The sequence below is a fragment of the Nitrosopumilus sp. genome, from assembly GCF_025698945.1.
Classification (GTDB): domain Archaea; phylum Thermoproteota; class Nitrososphaeria; order Nitrososphaerales; family Nitrosopumilaceae; genus Nitrosopumilus.
Genome location: NZ_JAILWM010000003.1, coordinates 39,825 through 54,248 on the forward strand (window position 1 = coordinate 39,825; position 14,424 = coordinate 54,248).

Here is a 14,424-nt window from a genome sequence, read left to right on the forward strand (position 1 = left end):
TGATACAAAAAAACATACCATATTCATGAATACCTCATGTAGAAAATGTGGATCAGAGCTTGAGCCAATAAAGAATTGTCTTGTATGTGATCAGAGCACGCAATTTGAATGCAGAAAATGCCAAACACAGACTGAGGTTCAAATTCACTCATTGTGTGCATATGACAAGCCAAAGATGAGCATAGCCTAGTGATTTCTTAGTTTTAGCTTATTTTCCACTAGTTTTTTAGTAAAAACCACCGGTACATCTTGTTGACAGACTTAATTGATGAGACTGCAGATTATGTTTTGGAGCTTGCAAGCCCTCAAAGATTAAACATTCTATTTGGACTCTTAAGCAAAAATCTGACACCAACTGCTTTTGCAAAAGAGATCAAGGCAACAAAACAAGAAGTTCATAGAAATTTTGTTAGATTAGAAGAGAGTGGATTGATAAAAAAGAATGTTAATGGTACCTATTCTCTGACTACCTTTGGACAAACTGTTTGCACACAAGTTCCATCGCTAGTATTTTTGTTGCAGAACAGAAAATACTTTGAAGAGCATAACTTTGGAGACGTTCCTCAGAAATTTCAGATGCGTTGTGGTCAACTTGCAGTTAATCAACACATCAAAGGATTCTCAAAAGTTCTAGAACAGTGGAAGACTGTCTACAAAAACTCCAAGGAATACATCTATGAGATACTAGCTGAAGTTCCACTTGACTTGATTGAACCTCTTGTAAAACAAGTAAAAAAGGGAATCAAATTCAATTACATTTTCTCTGAATCATCTATTGTTCCAAAAGGAAGAAAGGCTTTGTTAAAAAAACTTGGATATGATAAACTTGTGGAGAAGGGATTAATTGAGAGAAAGATGGCAAAAAATGTTCAAACAATGCTAGTGATGAATGAAAAAGAAGTTTGCATCATGTTTCCAAACACTGATGGTGAAGCAGATCTTAGTGAGATGTTTTACTCTGATGATTCAATGTTTCATGAATGGTGTTTGGATTATTTCAGATATTGCTGGTATGGCTCTGATGTGTTTTTGGAAAGCAAGCTAAAAGAGTAATTTTATTCCTAAATACTGATAATCTGAAAAATAAAACTCTAATTACTTTGAAATTTAGTAATTCCTAATGGACTATGAAAAGTTCTGCTCTGAGATTCTAGCAAAGGATCCTAAGATTAGATTTGCAGCAGTCTATGATGAATGGGCTGAAAAGGTAGCTGGTGGAATGAGAGATGGTGTAAAAAGTATGCTCTCTGATCATGCAGAGAATCAATTGGTTAATCAATCAATTCTTGATTGGAAATCAAGAAAAGAGATGGCGAAATATCTTGGAAAAACAATCTACACGTTATCTGATTATGAAAACATCAAACGATTCTCATTTTATCTAGGTGATGATTTTTTACTTCTAGTCAGTACTGCAAAAGATGCCGAAACTAAAGTTGTAGTTGATCAAGTAATCAAACTTTACTATGAAAATCAATAGTAACTGTCTAAAATTTCTATTTGATCTCGGATTAAATATTTGATACCGCCATTATTGACATGTCAGTACAACTAGCACCAAAAAAATTACTAATTTTTGCTCTATTTGTAATGTTTTCACTAATCTTTATTGGTGGAATATTTTATGCCACTAATGAAATTGCTATTGGCGCAGGTCATGAATTATCGTATCCTTCTTGGTTGATTATAGCATATCTTGCTGGGCTATCTATGATTATTCTACCATGTACACTTCCTCTAGTCTTTATCATAATTCCACTTAGTATGGGAAAAGGAGGAAAGAAGGGCCTTTCAATGGCATTATTGTTTGGAGCAGGATTGACAATTACTATTGCACTTTATGGTATAGGAATTGGCGCATTAGGCGAATCTACAAATCTAGATCAAATTTCAATTTACATGTTTTTGATTGCAGGTATTGCAGCTTTTATTTTTGGATTATCACAGTTGAAAATCTTTGAATTAAAACTGCCAACATATTCTGGTACTCCAAAATTTATTCAGAATCGCGGAGACTATTCAAAATCATTTTTCATGGGACTGCTTTTAGGTAATGCTGGAGTTGGATGTCCAAACCCAATGTTTTATTGGCTTTTAATTTATGTTGCAAGTACTGGTAGTATAGAAATTGGAGCAAGTCTTGGTGCAGTCCATGGTGTGGGAAGAGCAATTCCACTAATTTTACTATCAGTTCTTGCAATTCTTGGAATAAATTACACAAAAGTAATAACCACAAATAGAGAAAACATTGAAAAAATTACTGGTTGGATGCTAATAATTTTAGGTGCATTTTTAATTATTCAAGGAATTCCTGGAGGTCATGAATGGTATGAGAGTACCATGATACACATTGCATGGAACAATCTAGTATCCATGACTTCGCTTCCACCTGAATTTCATATAAGTCAGCATACTCATGATTATAAAATTTGGATATCCGAAGAGTTTGTTCCAATATTATTTGGAGCATTAATTATATTCCCAATAGTATGGTATTTTACTAAACGGAGAAAGATTACATCATGAAGGATCCTGTTTGTGGAATGGATGTAGGAGAGAAAGGAGAATCGTTAATACATGATGGTAAGGAATATCGTTTCTGTTGTGCCTCATGTAGATGGGCCTTTGAGAAGAATCCGGAACAATTTTCAGAGAAATGAAAGTACAAGTTCTGACCACTCCTGGATGTTCTAATTGCAATGTTTTAGAAAAAATGTTAAAAAAACTTGGAGTGTCTTTTGAATTAATTGATGTTACAGAAAAACCAGAATTTCTAGAAAAATATCCTATATTTACAGCGCCTGGATTGGTGATTAATGAGAAATTAGAGTTTACAGGTATTCCAAAACTTGAAGAACTTGAAAAGAAACTTTTCCATAACAGGTAATGTTTTTTACTCTGCAAAAATCTGTATTCTCAAATGACGGATTATTCGATGAATGAAAAAATGGTAATTGTTCAATATGGTATTAAAAAATATGAAAAAGAAGAGGAACTAATTGAGAAATTACAATCTATTTTGTCAGAAAAAGACATTCATCAAAGTATTGACACCTTAATTGGAACACAAAAGGTTCGACGTATTGGCCCTGAAATCCTCCAAAACAATGAAAGCCATACTGAGCTGCCTGAATTGCCAGAAAACCTTAAACCAGTAATTGATAATCTTTAAACTACTAAATTCTTAAATTACTCCAGCGAATTCTTGTGATATGAGCAAGTTTGTTTTGTTTTCAAGTTTATTGACAGTTAGTATTCTTCTATCTCTTTCAGTTGGTTTTGCATATGCACATCCACATATTGGGCAAGTAATGATCAATGGGCACACTCATGAGCCACAAACCGAAATCTATCCATTAAATGACATGATAGCACTTGAAAAATCGACTATTTTCTTTCATGCTTCTCCATCAAACACTCTTCCATGGGGATTTGTTGAAGGAAACGTTGCAAATCATGTAGCAGGATATCCGGTAATAATTCAAATCTTCCAAGATGATTTAGCAGTTCACTTTGCTCAAACCAATGTTGCCGAGGATGGTGACTATGAATACAAGTTCAGAGTTCTAAATGCTGATAATGAAAAAACCACTAAAATCTTTGAAGGAGATTACTCAGTTAGAATTTTCAAAGTTGTTTATTTAGATCAGGATAACTTAGAATCCACGTAGTCCCTGTGGTCGCATAATTTCTGGATGCTGCTTCATCCAATCTATTTTGTCTAACATCTCTTGTTTATCTTGAGGAAAAGTTCCTTTGATTGTGTATGCATTAGAGCCATGGTTTGCCCTAAAGATAATTTCTTCTTTTGTGTCTATTTGATTGATTAATTCGCGTAACTCTTCTAGTGATTCATCATCATCAATTCTAACAAACTCTCCTTGGTATTTCTCCAAAAACTCTTGTTTTATTCCATTTTCCAGATACAGCGTTAATGCTCCCACATAATTTGGTGAGCATGCACTGATCACTTCAGCTGTGCCCTTGATGTGCTCTTTTGAATATTTTTTTCCTCCAAGTCCCAAAATTACCATGCATGACATGATATATCCTGCATCCTTTGCTTTGTTGACTGACTTTATGATAGTTTTAGCTAGTGCACCCTTTGTGACTTTTTTTAGAACAATATCTGAACCACTCTCTATTCCCAAATAGAACATGTCTAATCCAGCCTCATTCATTTTTTTAAGTTCTTCAGGTGTCTTCTTTAGAATGTTCATTGGCATTGCATAGCAAGAAATTCGCTCAATATTTGCAAATTTTTCTCTAATATACTTTACAATTTTAATCATATATTCTGCATCGAGATTTAATGCATCACCGTCTGCAAGAAATACTCGTCTAGTTTCTGGGAGATATTTTGCCATCATGTCAATCTCTTCTTTTACTTGTTCCCATGGTCTCTCAGAGTATTCTTTGGATCTGTACATGTCACAAAAAGAGCACTCATTAAATGAGCAACCAAGAGTAACTTGGAAAATCAGTGATCTAGCTTCTGATGGTGGTCTATACAGCGGTGCATCATAGTTTAACATCATTTTAATTCAATGAAAATGGTTTGATTTGTTTTTTATACTTTCTATTTTTATCTACACACAAAATACCTTTTAGGAGTAAATGAGAACAATTTTCATTACTCATGGCAAATGATCCTGATGCAAAAAGACTGCTTTGGTTTGTTTTTGCAGGTTCACGTGGAGGATTAAATCGATTAAAGATTATCTCTGAATTAAAGCAAAACCCAAAAAATACTAATCAATTAGCAAATGATATTGGTCTTGATTACAAGGCAATTCAACATCACATCAAAGTATTAGAAAAAAATAATTTGATTACTAGAGTTGGAGAAAAGTATGGTGTAATGTACTTTATCTCTACATATCTTGAGGTAAACATGGAGACATTAGAAGAAATTGAAGAAAAATTGGATAAAAGTAAATAAAAGCTCAAGAGGTGTTTTTGTCTAAATGGAGTCTACTTCACTAATTTTGTCTATTGTATCTATTGCAAATATGGGAATTCTTGGAATTTTAATTTGCATTTTTGGCAAAATGTATGGCAAAACTAGAGCACAACTTCCATTGGGCATGATTGTAGTGGCAGCAATGCTGTTTTTGCATAATGTCATTGGCGCATTTGCTTACTTTTCTATGGAAGAGATATTCTCACATGAAATTTTCCCATATATGTTGGGAGTTGGAATTGCAGAACTTGCAGGTTTGTTGATATTCCTAAAGATTACATTGGACTAATCTTAGTTTATTTGGAACAACAATAATTTTCTGATGTGCTTCAAGAATATTTGAGATTAAATAAAAATATTCTAATTGCATTTGCTGCATCAATTACAATTTCAGCAGTTATTGCACAGCTTCTAGCTGAGCAGGCAGCCTATCTTAACACAACTTATACTACAATTGTTGATTATGTGATTTACTTTTCTGTGTTTAGTGGATTATTCTATCTTGATAATAGAAAGAAATATCGACTTGAATCAGGTGGAATTGACTCAGCTAAACTAAAACATGATCTTAAAAAATTAATTACATCACTTGGAATTGCAGAAATAGTATATACTGCAGTAAGATGGATTCTGCAATATTATTTTTTAACAATCAACTACGATCCATACCTGGCATCAATTGTATCACAAGGATTATCTACAATCATTTACATGTTAGTAGTGAATTTTATTGTTAAGATAACGAGGCTGTACAAAGATGGGAATTAGTGTTTATGTTGATGGCTCTGGAGGCCCTGGTGGTGGATTTGGTTACTTTGTTAAAGAGACTGGTGAATCATTTTATAAAAAAAAACCTGAGATAACAAACAATCAAGCAGAATACATGGCAATTATTTCTGCACTAAACAAGTTTGCAAATTCTTCTGAAGAGATTACCATTTACAGTGATTCAAAAAATACTGTAAACCAACTTAATCATGAATTTGCAATTAATAATGAACAACTTCGTGACTTGGCACGTGAAGCTTGGTCAATTATGGGTAAAATTTCAAACCTTTCAATTGTTTGGGTTCCAAGAAAAGATAATCTTGCAGGGAAAATGCTGGGAAGCTAGAAAAATAGAGATCAGAAATTTCTATGAATAACTTTATTATACAAATTCCTTTGATCCAACATAACTATGGCTGAATCTGTAATTTTATCGCCAAAATCAATTGCAGTTATCGGTGCATCTGACAAACGTGGAAGTGTTGGAGCTACTATTACATCAAACATTATGAATGGATTCAAAGGAACTGTTTATCCAATTAGTCCATCACGTGATATTGTATTTTACAAAAAAGCATACAAGAGTGTCTTGGATGTTCCTAAACCAATTGATCTTGCTGTGATTGTTATTAAAAACACTCTAGTTGCACCAGTTCTAGAAGAATGTGGAAAGAAAAAGATCAAAGGTGTTGTAATCATTACAGCAGGATTCAAAGAAGTTGATGAAGAAGGAGCTAAACGTGAACAAGAAATTAAAGATATTGCAAAAAAATACAAAATCCAAATCATTGGCCCAAACTGTCTTGGAGTCATGAATCTTGATCCAAAGACAATGATGAATTCTACTTTTCTTAAAGTTACACCAAAATCTGGAAAGATTGCACTTGTATCACAAAGCGGTGCAATTTGTGCAGCATTAGTTGAGGATGCAAGTGCTCAGGGAATTGGATTCTCTGCAGTTGTAAGTCTTGGAAACAAAGCTGTAATGAGCGAAGTTGATATTCTAAAAGTTCTTGCAAATCACAAGCAAACAAGAGTTATTGTAATGTATCTAGAAGACATGGGGGATGGACAAGAATTCCTCAAAGTTTGCAAAAATATTACTAAAAAACTCAAAAAACCAATACTTGTATTAAAATCCGGAAGAAGTCCAGAAGGTGCAAAGGCTGCAATGTCTCATACTGGTGCCCTGATGGGCTCAGATGAAATCTACGATGCCCTACTAAAGCAATCAGGTGCAATACGTGTTGATACTATGGAAGAATTATTTGATTATGCTACAGCATTTTCAAAACAACCACTACCATCAACTGGTGATCTTGTAATTGTTTCAAATGCAGGCGGTCCTGCAATTATTTCAACTGATGCATGCTCTAAGATGAAGATAAAGATGGCTGATATTACAAGTATTAGGAAAAAAATTGATGAGGTGATTCCACCTTGGGGAAGCTCTAGAAATCCTGTTGATATTGTAGGAGATGCTGATTTTAATCGATTCCATAACGTACTTGATAGAGTACTAAAACACCCAAAAGTTGGCTCTGTAATCTCAATGTGTACTCCTTCTGGAACCCTGAACTATGACAAACTAGCAGAAGTAATTGTTGAGATGTCAAAAAAATACAAAAAGACAATGCTTGCAAGTCTGATGGGACTAGATGAGGGAATTACAAATAGGGAAATTTTAGCAGAAGGGAACATTCCATACTATACATATGCAGAAGGTGCAATCAGAACTCTTGCCTCTATGATTAGATTTTCTAATTGGATTAAAGCCCCTGATGGAAAAATTACAAAATTCAAAGTAAACAAAGCAAAGGCAAAGAAAATTTTTGATAAAGTAAAAAAAGAAAAGAGACCAAATCTTCTAGAAGAAGAAGGACAAGAGGTTCTCAAAGCATATGGGTTACCATTACCAACAAGTGCATTAGCTAAAACAGAAGATGAAGCAGTCAAAATTGCAAAGAAGATTGGATATCCTGTTGTAATGAAGATTGCATCACCGCAAATCATCCACAAATCTGATGCAGGCGGTGTCAAAGTTAACTTGACAAATGATTCTGAAGTAAGAGATGCATTCAAAACAATAATCAAAAATGCAAAAAATTACAACAAGAAAGCCGAGATCAAAGGTGTACTAATTGTAGAGATGGTAAAAGGAGGAAAAGAACTAATCATAGGCTCAAAACTTGAACCTGGATTTGGTCCCGTCATCATGCTTGGAATGGGGGGAATCTATGTTGAAGTTCTCAAAGATGTTACATTCAAGCTTGCACCTGTAACTAATCTAGAAGCTGATGATATGATAGCCTCAATTAAAACACAAAAACTACTTCAAGGAGTTAGAGGAGAAAAGCCTTCAGATATTGCAAAACTTTCTGAATGCATTCAAAGACTATCACAACTAGTTACCGACTTTAAAGAGATCAAGGAACTTGACATGAATCCTGTACTAGTCATGGAAAAAGGAAAGGGCTGTCGCATTTTAGATGTCAGAATTGGCCTTTAATTGCGAATAAACCTAATTTTTTCCTTGTTCCTAATTTAGAATATTTATACCCGAGAAAGGTGGATAAAGTTACATGGCTAATGTCTTAAAGACAATTAGATCAGGGGAAGATTACATTGAGAGCTTGAGAGGACGTGATCTCAAAGTTTACTTGTTTGGAGAATTAGTAAAAGAGCCAGTCGATCATCCTATGATTAGACCATCAATTAACGCAGTTGCAGAAACTTATGATCTTGCAATGCGCGAAGAAGAATTGGCTTCTGCTGATTCATCACTTACTGGACTTAGAGTTAACCGATTTTTGCACATTGCAGAGAGTGCACAGGACTTAGTAATGCAAAATAAGATGCAGAGAAAACTAGGACAAAATACTGGTACATGTTTCCAGAGATGTGTTGGAATGGATGCACTCAATTCATTGCATTCAACTACTTTTGAGATTGATGAGAAACATGGAACTGATTATCATAAACGATTCTTAGAATTTGTAAAGATGGTTCAAAAAGAAAATCTTGTAATCGGTGGTGCCATGACTGATCCAAAAGGAGACAGAAGCAAAGGACCCGCAGAACAAGACGATCCTGATTTGTTTACTAGAATAGTTGACAGAGACGAAAAAGGAATCTATGTATCTGGTGCAAAGGCGCACCAAACTGGTTGTATCAACTCACACTGGATTATTTTAATGCCAACAGTTAGACTAACTGAAAACGATAAAGATTGGGCAGTAGTTGGAGCAATTCCAGCTGATGCACCAGGAGTTACTTACATCTATGGAAGACAATCTTGTGACACACGAAGTATGGAAGAAGGAAACATCGATGTTGGAAATGAAAAGTATGGTGGACAAGAAGCATTGATGATTCTAGATAGAGTGTTTATTCCATGGGACAAAGTTTTCATGCATGGAGAATTTGAATTTGCATCTATGTTAATTGAGAGATTTACTTGCTATCACCGACGCAGCTACGTTTGCAAAACTGGTCTTGGAGATGTACTAATTGGTGCAGCAGCAACAATTGCTGATTACAATGGTGTTCCAAAAGTCTCTCACATTAAAGACAAAATTATTGAAATGACTCATCTTAATGAAACAATATTTGCAGCAGGAATTGCATCATCGCATCAGGGACAAAAAATGAAGTCAGGTGTATATCTAAATGATGACATGCTAGCACAAGTATGTAAACACAATGTAACAAGATTCCCATATGAGATTAGCCGACTTGCACAAGACATTGCAGGTGGTCTAGTAGTTACTTTGCCATCTGAGAAGGACTTTAGACATCCAGTTGCTGGTCCATTACTCAAAAAATACTTGGCAGGAAGAAAGGGAGCAGATGTTGAAAATAGAATGAGAATATTGAGATTAATTGAAAATATGACTCTTGGAAGAAATGCTGTAGGATATCTTACTGAATCTATGCATGGTGCAGGCTCACCACAAGCACAAAGAATTCAGATTCAGCGACAAATGCAGGTCGGTTACAAAAAAAATCTTGCAAAACATTTAGCTGGTATTACAAATGATGTGGAAGAGCCAAAAGAGCCATCTGAATATTTTAAACGAGTATTCAAAACCAAAGATTCTGTTCTATAATCATAGAATAAGTTTTAATTTTGTTATCTGTTCGATTTTGATTAGTACTTTTTCAAAGTGACTGTTATTTTTCTAACTAACAGGCTTTTAAGTAATAAAAAAATTTGTTTTAAACAATGACGACATCAAAGAAAATCTTCCGAATGACAACTTTGATTCCCTTGCTGATCGCAATTGGATTGATGATTACTGTTCCTATGACAGTATCTGCAGCAAAACCAAATCAAATTCCAAGCGAGGCACTGCTTCCTGAATTGCAGGCAGTTGTTCCAGATGGAGTTCAAGTTGTTCATAAGCAACAATCTGATACGCTTAGATTTACCAATGGTATTGCAAATACCGGAGAAGGTCACTGGCAGATGGCACCAACTTTTCCAACAAATCCTGATGATGATGTAATTGCTACACAACAATTACTTGATGCTGATGGAAATATTGTATACGAACAAGTTGTAAGCATATTTGAATTCCATGAGGAACACAATCATTGGCACATTGCTGATGTAACTGAATTTAGTGTTCATCAAGGTTCTCCAGATGGACCACTTGTTGGTGATTCAAACAAAGTTACATTCTGTATTGAAGATGTATACAATATGATTGAAAATACCAACACTGCCGATAGAATATTTTGGGACTGTACAGTTAGTCTCCAAGGAGTACAAGCAGGTTGGGCTGATCAATATCACCAATCAACTCCAGGAAATCAAGTTGATATCACAGGAATTACTCCAGGAATATACTATCTGGTACACAATGTAAATCCTGATGGCACATTCATAGAGAGAGACTCTACAAACAACAAAGCATGGACTGAGTTACTTGTTTTTGAGAAAAACAATGGTCAAATCGATGTAGTTGAAACTGGAATTACTTCTTGTTCTCTACTTGATCCAACTGATCCTTATACACCAGCTCTATGTGGAGAAGTAACTGCTAATCGCGGTTAATCCTATCTTTTCTTTTATTTTTTATTTGATAGATTAGCATAGCTGGTGCTATACCGTACATTCCAATGTTGAGCAGTATTACTCCAATTCCTAATGATACAATTTCAAATTCTGAATCGGCAAGTGACATTATTGATAGTGATGATAGCATTGGTGTGATTCCAATCTTTACCATTTCCTTGAATGCTGGATTTTCTCGCTCCAAATCTGCAATGTATGGTGAGAATGAATAATACAATTGGTTAAAGCCGCTCATAAATGAAGCTCCAGATTCTGTATTCATTAATTGATTGTCCCTGATTTCTCTGAGGAGTTGTACTTGTGGTGCCATCTCAGAGCCATATGTTGCAGTTGCAATTAGACAACCTCCGCCTTCATCATTTTGGTTTATGTTCACTTGAATATTTTCAACTTCGACAATTTCTGATTCTGTTTCTTCGTTAAATTTTTCTTGTTCCTTTTGTTGTGCCTCGATTTTCTGCTGTTCAATCACTTGTGGAATCTCTTTAATGTTAACTGATTTAGGATCAATTATTCCTTGTTTTGATTCATCCATACTTTCTTGAATCTCTAAATTATAGTATACTCTGCTTTGCTCAATTAGTTTTTGATATCTGTCAGGACCATCATATAACCAAATTTCGTCGTTATACAAATTACCACACAATCTTGATTCAATTGAATGCTTGTGATGCTCAAAGAAATCATTTCCCATGAAATAATATAGTTGATAGTTTTCTTCACACCACTCTATTCCATTTTGTGTAAGTCCTGCCATGTCTCTAAATGGTGTTTGTGCATATACAGTACTAACTAGTAATACCATAGAAAGCATTGCAAAATATTTCACGCATGGATTATTTTTATCCAATTCTTAAGTTATTCTACTGATAGAACTGATAATTTCTGAGAATGCTTTTTTAGGAAAAAAGATGTAATTATACTACCAAGCAAGTAGGACGATCTATTGCTTTTATAAAAAGAGCATATGTGAACCTGCTTGCCTGAATTTAACTGAATTTACTTTTGTCATTATCTGTTGACATATCTGATTCTTCATGTTTGTTTTCAGATTCATCAATATCTAATTTTCCTAAATTCTCTGAATACTCCAAGTCTTTTTCTACTTTGGAAATATCTGACAACTCTTCAATTGTATCTGGATTGTCTTTTTCAAGTGGATCCGATAGTGAAAGTACTTTCTCGTTTTTTCTCTTTGCCATCTGTTTTACTACCATTATTCCAATTACAATTGCAATTATGACATAGTTGATTGGTGGCTTTAGCAATTGAGTGACATATCCAATTTGTGGAATAGTATAGGCTACTTTCCCAATGTATTCTTCTTGAGTAATTGGAAAGTCAGTTCCTGGAATTGATGCTGGATTTGCATCACCTTTTGTTCTAATTGTTTTAGGATCCTCATTTAGAATCGAGGCAACTCTGTGAACTATTACTCTGTCATGATCTGAGGGTCGATTAAATACAATGATATCTCCCACATCAATTTCCTCAAAAGTCACATGGCCTGATACTATCAAAACATCATAAACTTGTAAAACTGGAATCATACTTCCACTTGCAACCACATAGAAAGGATTTTGAGTTCCAAATGCTACCTGCAAACCAATCCAAATTACTAGTACTCCTACACCGACAATTATGATATCTTTGATGACGCCTTTGGAGATGGATTTTTTTGCCAATTACATAATCGCCTATAGTGTCATTGATTAAATTTGCTAGCTATTAGAGCTTGGATCCACATTCTTCGCAGAATTTAGAGCCTACTTTGTTTCCAAACCCACAATTAGAGCATTTTCCTGGTTGATTTTGTTCAACTGTAGTTTCAGGATTTCCTAATAGGATAACTTCGCCAACTTTTTTGATATTACTCCAAGGAATACTTCCTTCTGTTCCATCATTTTTAGTGATAACTAAAACCATTGATTGTGTTGAATCAATTCCAACTTGTTTTGCAATTCCAATCTTGTTTGCATTCTCATCAAATACTGTTCTTCCTTCAATAGAACTAACTGAAGTTGTAGTACTTGGTTGGGCTGTCTCTTCTTTTGGTGTTTCAGGTGTTGCTTGTGGAGGTGCTACTTGTTCTGGTGCAGTTTGTACAGCAGGGTCTAATGGTTTTGCACTTCCAACATCACCTGCTTCATCTTGTTTTTTGAATTCCCTGTATTCTGCTATTGTTGAATTACATGAATTACAGATGTATTGTCCTTTTTCTGCAAGAATAAGATTTTCTGCAACTTCTTCATTTGGATTCTCAAATTCTATCTTTGGAGAACCCTCAAACTCTTTTTCACAAGTATTGCAAAAATGCTTTGAAATTTTATCATCAGTTAATCTGCCAATTGGCGCTAAAAACAGATCAGGGCCTCCTAGGTTTCCCTTCATCTGTTGCTCATCAGTTACACTGGCCATTACATAGCCACCAGAACCTCGTAATTTTTTTAGTCTAAGTTCTGAACTCATATCTGAGATTTGAGAAAACGTCATTTAAGTATATATCAAAATTATTTTTCCCACAAAAACTAGGGTGCTAATTCTGGTGAACGTTTTTAGGTACGGATGATAAAATAACATTACAATGGGAATAACACAAGTTTCAGATGCAAAGTCTTGGGAAGTCGACGTGATAAATTCTGACATTCCTGTATTTGTAGACTTTTGGGCCGAATGGTGTGGTCCATGTAGAATGGTAGGTCCTGTAGTTGAAGAATTGGCAAGTGACTATGAAGGCAAAGTAAAATTTGTCAAGGTTAATGTTGATGAGGCCAATGAATTGGCATCAAAATACAATGTATTTAGTATTCCAACCTTAATCCTCCTTAACAAAGGCGAGATAGTTAGCCAACAAGTAGGTGCTGCTTCAAAAGAATCATACAAAAATATGATTGATAGAGCACTTGCATAAACTCAAACACGTTTTCCTTCTTTTTTGATCCTAAAGTAATTAATATTCCAAAAGATTAAGCTATCACATGTCATTTGGTGAAGTAGACACACTTAACATGCTCTTTGACAAACTTCAGAGTTTGTTTGATGAATCCCAAGGATACTATGAATCCTTTCTTGATACCAATAACATGTACAAAAAAGGTCAACTAAGTGATAAAGAATTCTTCCAAAAGTTAGGTGATTATGTAGTTGCATACTCTGCATTAGAATTTCTAGCTATCAAAGTAATGTTTGAATTAAAAAAATCTATAGGAAAAGGTTCTGGAGGTACACAGTCTCCTGGATTGATGCCTGGTATGGGAAATCCTGGAATGATGGCAGGAGGAATGGCAGGAATGCCAAGAGCTGGTTCTGCAGAAAACCCTGTTGGGGGACCCCCTGGAATTGTTTCAGCTAAAGAAGCATTTGGGGATGTTGGAACTTTACCATCACCTGATCCATCTTTAATGCCAAGACAAAGAGTTTCACCACAATCTGAAAACGGATGTTCTTCATGTGGTGCAGAATTAAGAGCTAATGCAAAGTTTTGCACAAAGTGTGGAGCTAAAGCATTATAAAATTTAAGAAATTTCTAATGAGCATTTATCAGAGCAAATTCTTCTGTTAAACACATCTTCAAATTCCCTACCACAATGTGCACAATTTCTAAATGACATAC

The 14,424-nt window shown here is 34.8% G+C and carries 21 protein-coding genes; 17 read left to right on the forward strand and 4 right to left on the reverse strand.

All coding sequences use genetic code 11. The features are described 5' to 3' along the window. Window positions 1-25: 25 nt before the first annotated feature. The 8 genes from K5790_RS06935 to K5790_RS06970 all read left to right on the forward strand — a co-directional run bounded on the left by K5790_RS06935 (window position 26) and on the right by K5790_RS06970 (window position 3,671). Window positions 26-190 (forward strand): hypothetical protein, encoded by a 165-nt coding sequence (locus K5790_RS06935; protein ID WP_297593631.1) that lies wholly within the window; start codon window positions 26-28, stop codon window positions 188-190. A gap of 62 nt (window positions 191-252) precedes the next feature. Beyond that, the gene (locus tag K5790_RS06940; protein ID WP_297593633.1) at window positions 253-1,053 is read left to right on the forward strand and encodes a transcriptional regulator; all 801 of its coding nucleotides are present in this window, start codon (window positions 253-255) and stop codon (window positions 1,051-1,053) included. A gap of 67 nt (window positions 1,054-1,120) precedes the next feature. After that, complete coding sequence (locus tag K5790_RS06945) at window positions 1,121-1,480, forward strand: DUF6659 family protein (RefSeq protein WP_297593635.1); 360 nt, start codon at window positions 1,121-1,123, stop codon at window positions 1,478-1,480. Window positions 1,481-1,539: 59 nt separating this feature from the next. Then, entirely contained in the window at window positions 1,540-2,526 is a 987-nt protein-coding gene (locus K5790_RS06950; RefSeq protein ID WP_297593637.1) for a cytochrome c biogenesis protein CcdA, read from the forward strand. Then, window positions 2,523-2,660, forward strand: a complete 138-nt coding sequence (locus K5790_RS06955; RefSeq protein WP_297593639.1) for a YHS domain-containing protein — start codon at window positions 2,523-2,525, stop codon at window positions 2,658-2,660. The genes K5790_RS06950 and K5790_RS06955 overlap by 4 nt, the downstream gene beginning before the upstream one ends. Next, the gene (locus K5790_RS06960) at window positions 2,657-2,887 is read left to right on the forward strand and encodes a thioredoxin family protein (protein ID WP_297593641.1); all 231 of its coding nucleotides are present in this window, start codon (window positions 2,657-2,659) and stop codon (window positions 2,885-2,887) included. The genes K5790_RS06955 and K5790_RS06960 overlap by 4 nt, the downstream gene beginning before the upstream one ends. Window positions 2,888-2,920: 33 nt before the next feature. Continuing rightward, on the forward strand, window positions 2,921-3,172 hold the full coding sequence (locus K5790_RS06965; RefSeq protein WP_297593643.1) for a hypothetical protein: 252 nt from the start codon (window positions 2,921-2,923) through the stop codon (window positions 3,170-3,172). Between the two features lie 40 nt (window positions 3,173-3,212). Then, a complete protein-coding gene (locus K5790_RS06970) occupies window positions 3,213-3,671 on the forward strand; it encodes a hypothetical protein (protein ID WP_297593644.1) in 459 nt (152 codons plus the stop codon). On the opposite strand, the gene K5790_RS06975 is transcribed toward K5790_RS06970, so the two are convergent. Further along, the gene (locus K5790_RS06975) at window positions 3,657-4,538 is read right to left on the reverse strand and encodes a radical SAM protein (protein WP_297593646.1); all 882 of its coding nucleotides are present in this window, start codon (window positions 4,536-4,538) and stop codon (window positions 3,657-3,659) included. The two genes, K5790_RS06970 and K5790_RS06975, sit on opposite strands and share 15 nt — an antisense overlap. A 101-nt stretch (window positions 4,539-4,639) precedes the next feature. Between K5790_RS06975 and K5790_RS06980 the strand changes: the two genes are divergently transcribed. From K5790_RS06980 to K5790_RS07010, 7 genes are all read left to right on the forward strand, one after another. Further along, complete coding sequence (locus tag K5790_RS06980; RefSeq protein WP_297593648.1) at window positions 4,640-4,942, forward strand: winged helix-turn-helix domain-containing protein; 303 nt, start codon at window positions 4,640-4,642, stop codon at window positions 4,940-4,942. A 25-nt stretch (window positions 4,943-4,967) separates the two neighbouring features. After that, window positions 4,968-5,252: a hypothetical protein gene (locus tag K5790_RS06985; RefSeq protein ID WP_297593650.1), complete on the forward strand. Its 285-nt coding sequence runs from the start codon at window positions 4,968-4,970 to the stop codon at window positions 5,250-5,252. Between the two features lie 35 nt (window positions 5,253-5,287). Then, complete coding sequence (locus K5790_RS06990) at window positions 5,288-5,731, forward strand: hypothetical protein (protein WP_297593652.1); 444 nt, start codon at window positions 5,288-5,290, stop codon at window positions 5,729-5,731. Then, complete coding sequence (locus K5790_RS06995) at window positions 5,721-6,077, forward strand: reverse transcriptase-like protein (protein WP_297593654.1); 357 nt, start codon at window positions 5,721-5,723, stop codon at window positions 6,075-6,077. Before K5790_RS06990 ends, K5790_RS06995 begins: the two co-directional genes overlap by 11 nt. Before the next feature lie 66 nt (window positions 6,078-6,143). Next, window positions 6,144-8,240, forward strand: a complete 2,097-nt coding sequence (locus tag K5790_RS07000) for a 4-hydroxybutyrate--CoA ligase (protein WP_297593656.1) — start codon at window positions 6,144-6,146, stop codon at window positions 8,238-8,240. Window positions 8,241-8,313: 73 nt separating this feature from the next. Next, complete coding sequence (locus tag K5790_RS07005; protein WP_297593658.1) at window positions 8,314-9,840, forward strand: 4-hydroxyphenylacetate 3-hydroxylase N-terminal domain-containing protein; 1,527 nt, start codon at window positions 8,314-8,316, stop codon at window positions 9,838-9,840. Between the two features lie 116 nt (window positions 9,841-9,956). Beyond that, window positions 9,957-10,790: a lysyl oxidase family protein gene (locus tag K5790_RS07010; RefSeq protein WP_297593660.1), complete on the forward strand. Its 834-nt coding sequence runs from the start codon at window positions 9,957-9,959 to the stop codon at window positions 10,788-10,790. Here the strand turns inward: K5790_RS07010 and K5790_RS07015 are convergent. The 3 genes from K5790_RS07015 to K5790_RS07025 all read right to left on the reverse strand — a co-directional run bounded on the left by K5790_RS07015 (window position 10,777) and on the right by K5790_RS07025 (window position 13,280). After that, a complete protein-coding gene (locus tag K5790_RS07015) occupies window positions 10,777-11,640 on the reverse strand; it encodes a CFI-box-CTERM domain-containing protein (protein ID WP_297593662.1) in 864 nt (287 codons plus the stop codon). The genes K5790_RS07010 and K5790_RS07015 overlap by 14 nt on opposite strands. Window positions 11,641-11,800: 160 nt before the next feature. Next, window positions 11,801-12,496: a signal peptidase I gene (locus tag K5790_RS07020; RefSeq protein ID WP_297593664.1), complete on the reverse strand. Its 696-nt coding sequence runs from the start codon at window positions 12,494-12,496 to the stop codon at window positions 11,801-11,803. 43 nt (window positions 12,497-12,539) lie between these two features. After that, window positions 12,540-13,280: a hypothetical protein gene (locus K5790_RS07025; protein WP_297593666.1), complete on the reverse strand. Its 741-nt coding sequence runs from the start codon at window positions 13,278-13,280 to the stop codon at window positions 12,540-12,542. Between the two features lie 115 nt (window positions 13,281-13,395). Between K5790_RS07025 and trxA the strand changes: the two genes are divergently transcribed. Next, entirely contained in the window at window positions 13,396-13,722 is a 327-nt protein-coding gene (trxA, locus tag K5790_RS07030; protein ID WP_297593668.1) for a thioredoxin, read from the forward strand. A 67-nt stretch (window positions 13,723-13,789) separates the two neighbouring features. After that, window positions 13,790-14,323: a zinc ribbon domain-containing protein gene (locus tag K5790_RS07035; protein WP_297593670.1), complete on the forward strand. Its 534-nt coding sequence runs from the start codon at window positions 13,790-13,792 to the stop codon at window positions 14,321-14,323. Window positions 14,324-14,424 lie beyond the last annotated feature (101 nt).

Excerpts from the sequence above, each read along its gene's own strand:
- K5790_RS06960 (WP_297593641.1), top strand. The coding sequence starts at position 2,657 with ATGAAAGTACAAGTTCTGACCACTCCTGGATGTTCTAATTGCAATGTT.
- trxA (WP_297593668.1), top strand. The coding sequence starts at position 13,396 with ATGGGAATAACACAAGTTTCAGATGCAAAGTCTTGGGAAGTCGACGTG.
- K5790_RS06995 (WP_297593654.1), top strand. The coding sequence starts at position 5,721 with ATGGGAATTAGTGTTTATGTTGATGGCTCTGGAGGCCCTGGTGGTGGA.
- K5790_RS06955 (WP_297593639.1), top strand. The coding sequence starts at position 2,523 with ATGAAGGATCCTGTTTGTGGAATGGATGTAGGAGAGAAAGGAGAATCG.
- K5790_RS07010 (WP_297593660.1), top strand. The coding sequence starts at position 9,957 with ATGACGACATCAAAGAAAATCTTCCGAATGACAACTTTGATTCCCTTG.
- K5790_RS07000 (WP_297593656.1), top strand. The coding sequence starts at position 6,144 with ATGGCTGAATCTGTAATTTTATCGCCAAAATCAATTGCAGTTATCGGT.
- K5790_RS06985 (WP_297593650.1), top strand. The coding sequence starts at position 4,968 with ATGGAGTCTACTTCACTAATTTTGTCTATTGTATCTATTGCAAATATG.
- K5790_RS06975 (WP_297593646.1), bottom strand. The coding sequence starts at position 4,538 with ATGATGTTAAACTATGATGCACCGCTGTATAGACCACCATCAGAAGCT.
- K5790_RS06950 (WP_297593637.1), top strand. The coding sequence starts at position 1,540 with ATGTCAGTACAACTAGCACCAAAAAAATTACTAATTTTTGCTCTATTT.
- K5790_RS06970 (WP_297593644.1), top strand. The coding sequence starts at position 3,213 with ATGAGCAAGTTTGTTTTGTTTTCAAGTTTATTGACAGTTAGTATTCTT.
- K5790_RS06965 (WP_297593643.1), top strand. The coding sequence starts at position 2,921 with ATGACGGATTATTCGATGAATGAAAAAATGGTAATTGTTCAATATGGT.
- K5790_RS06945 (WP_297593635.1), top strand. The coding sequence starts at position 1,121 with ATGGACTATGAAAAGTTCTGCTCTGAGATTCTAGCAAAGGATCCTAAG.
- K5790_RS07005 (WP_297593658.1), top strand. The coding sequence starts at position 8,314 with ATGGCTAATGTCTTAAAGACAATTAGATCAGGGGAAGATTACATTGAG.
- K5790_RS06935 (WP_297593631.1), top strand. The coding sequence starts at position 26 with ATGAATACCTCATGTAGAAAATGTGGATCAGAGCTTGAGCCAATAAAG.
- K5790_RS07025 (WP_297593666.1), bottom strand. The coding sequence starts at position 13,280 with ATGAGTTCAGAACTTAGACTAAAAAAATTACGAGGTTCTGGTGGCTAT.
- K5790_RS06980 (WP_297593648.1), top strand. The coding sequence starts at position 4,640 with ATGGCAAATGATCCTGATGCAAAAAGACTGCTTTGGTTTGTTTTTGCA.
- K5790_RS07035 (WP_297593670.1), top strand. The coding sequence starts at position 13,790 with ATGTCATTTGGTGAAGTAGACACACTTAACATGCTCTTTGACAAACTT.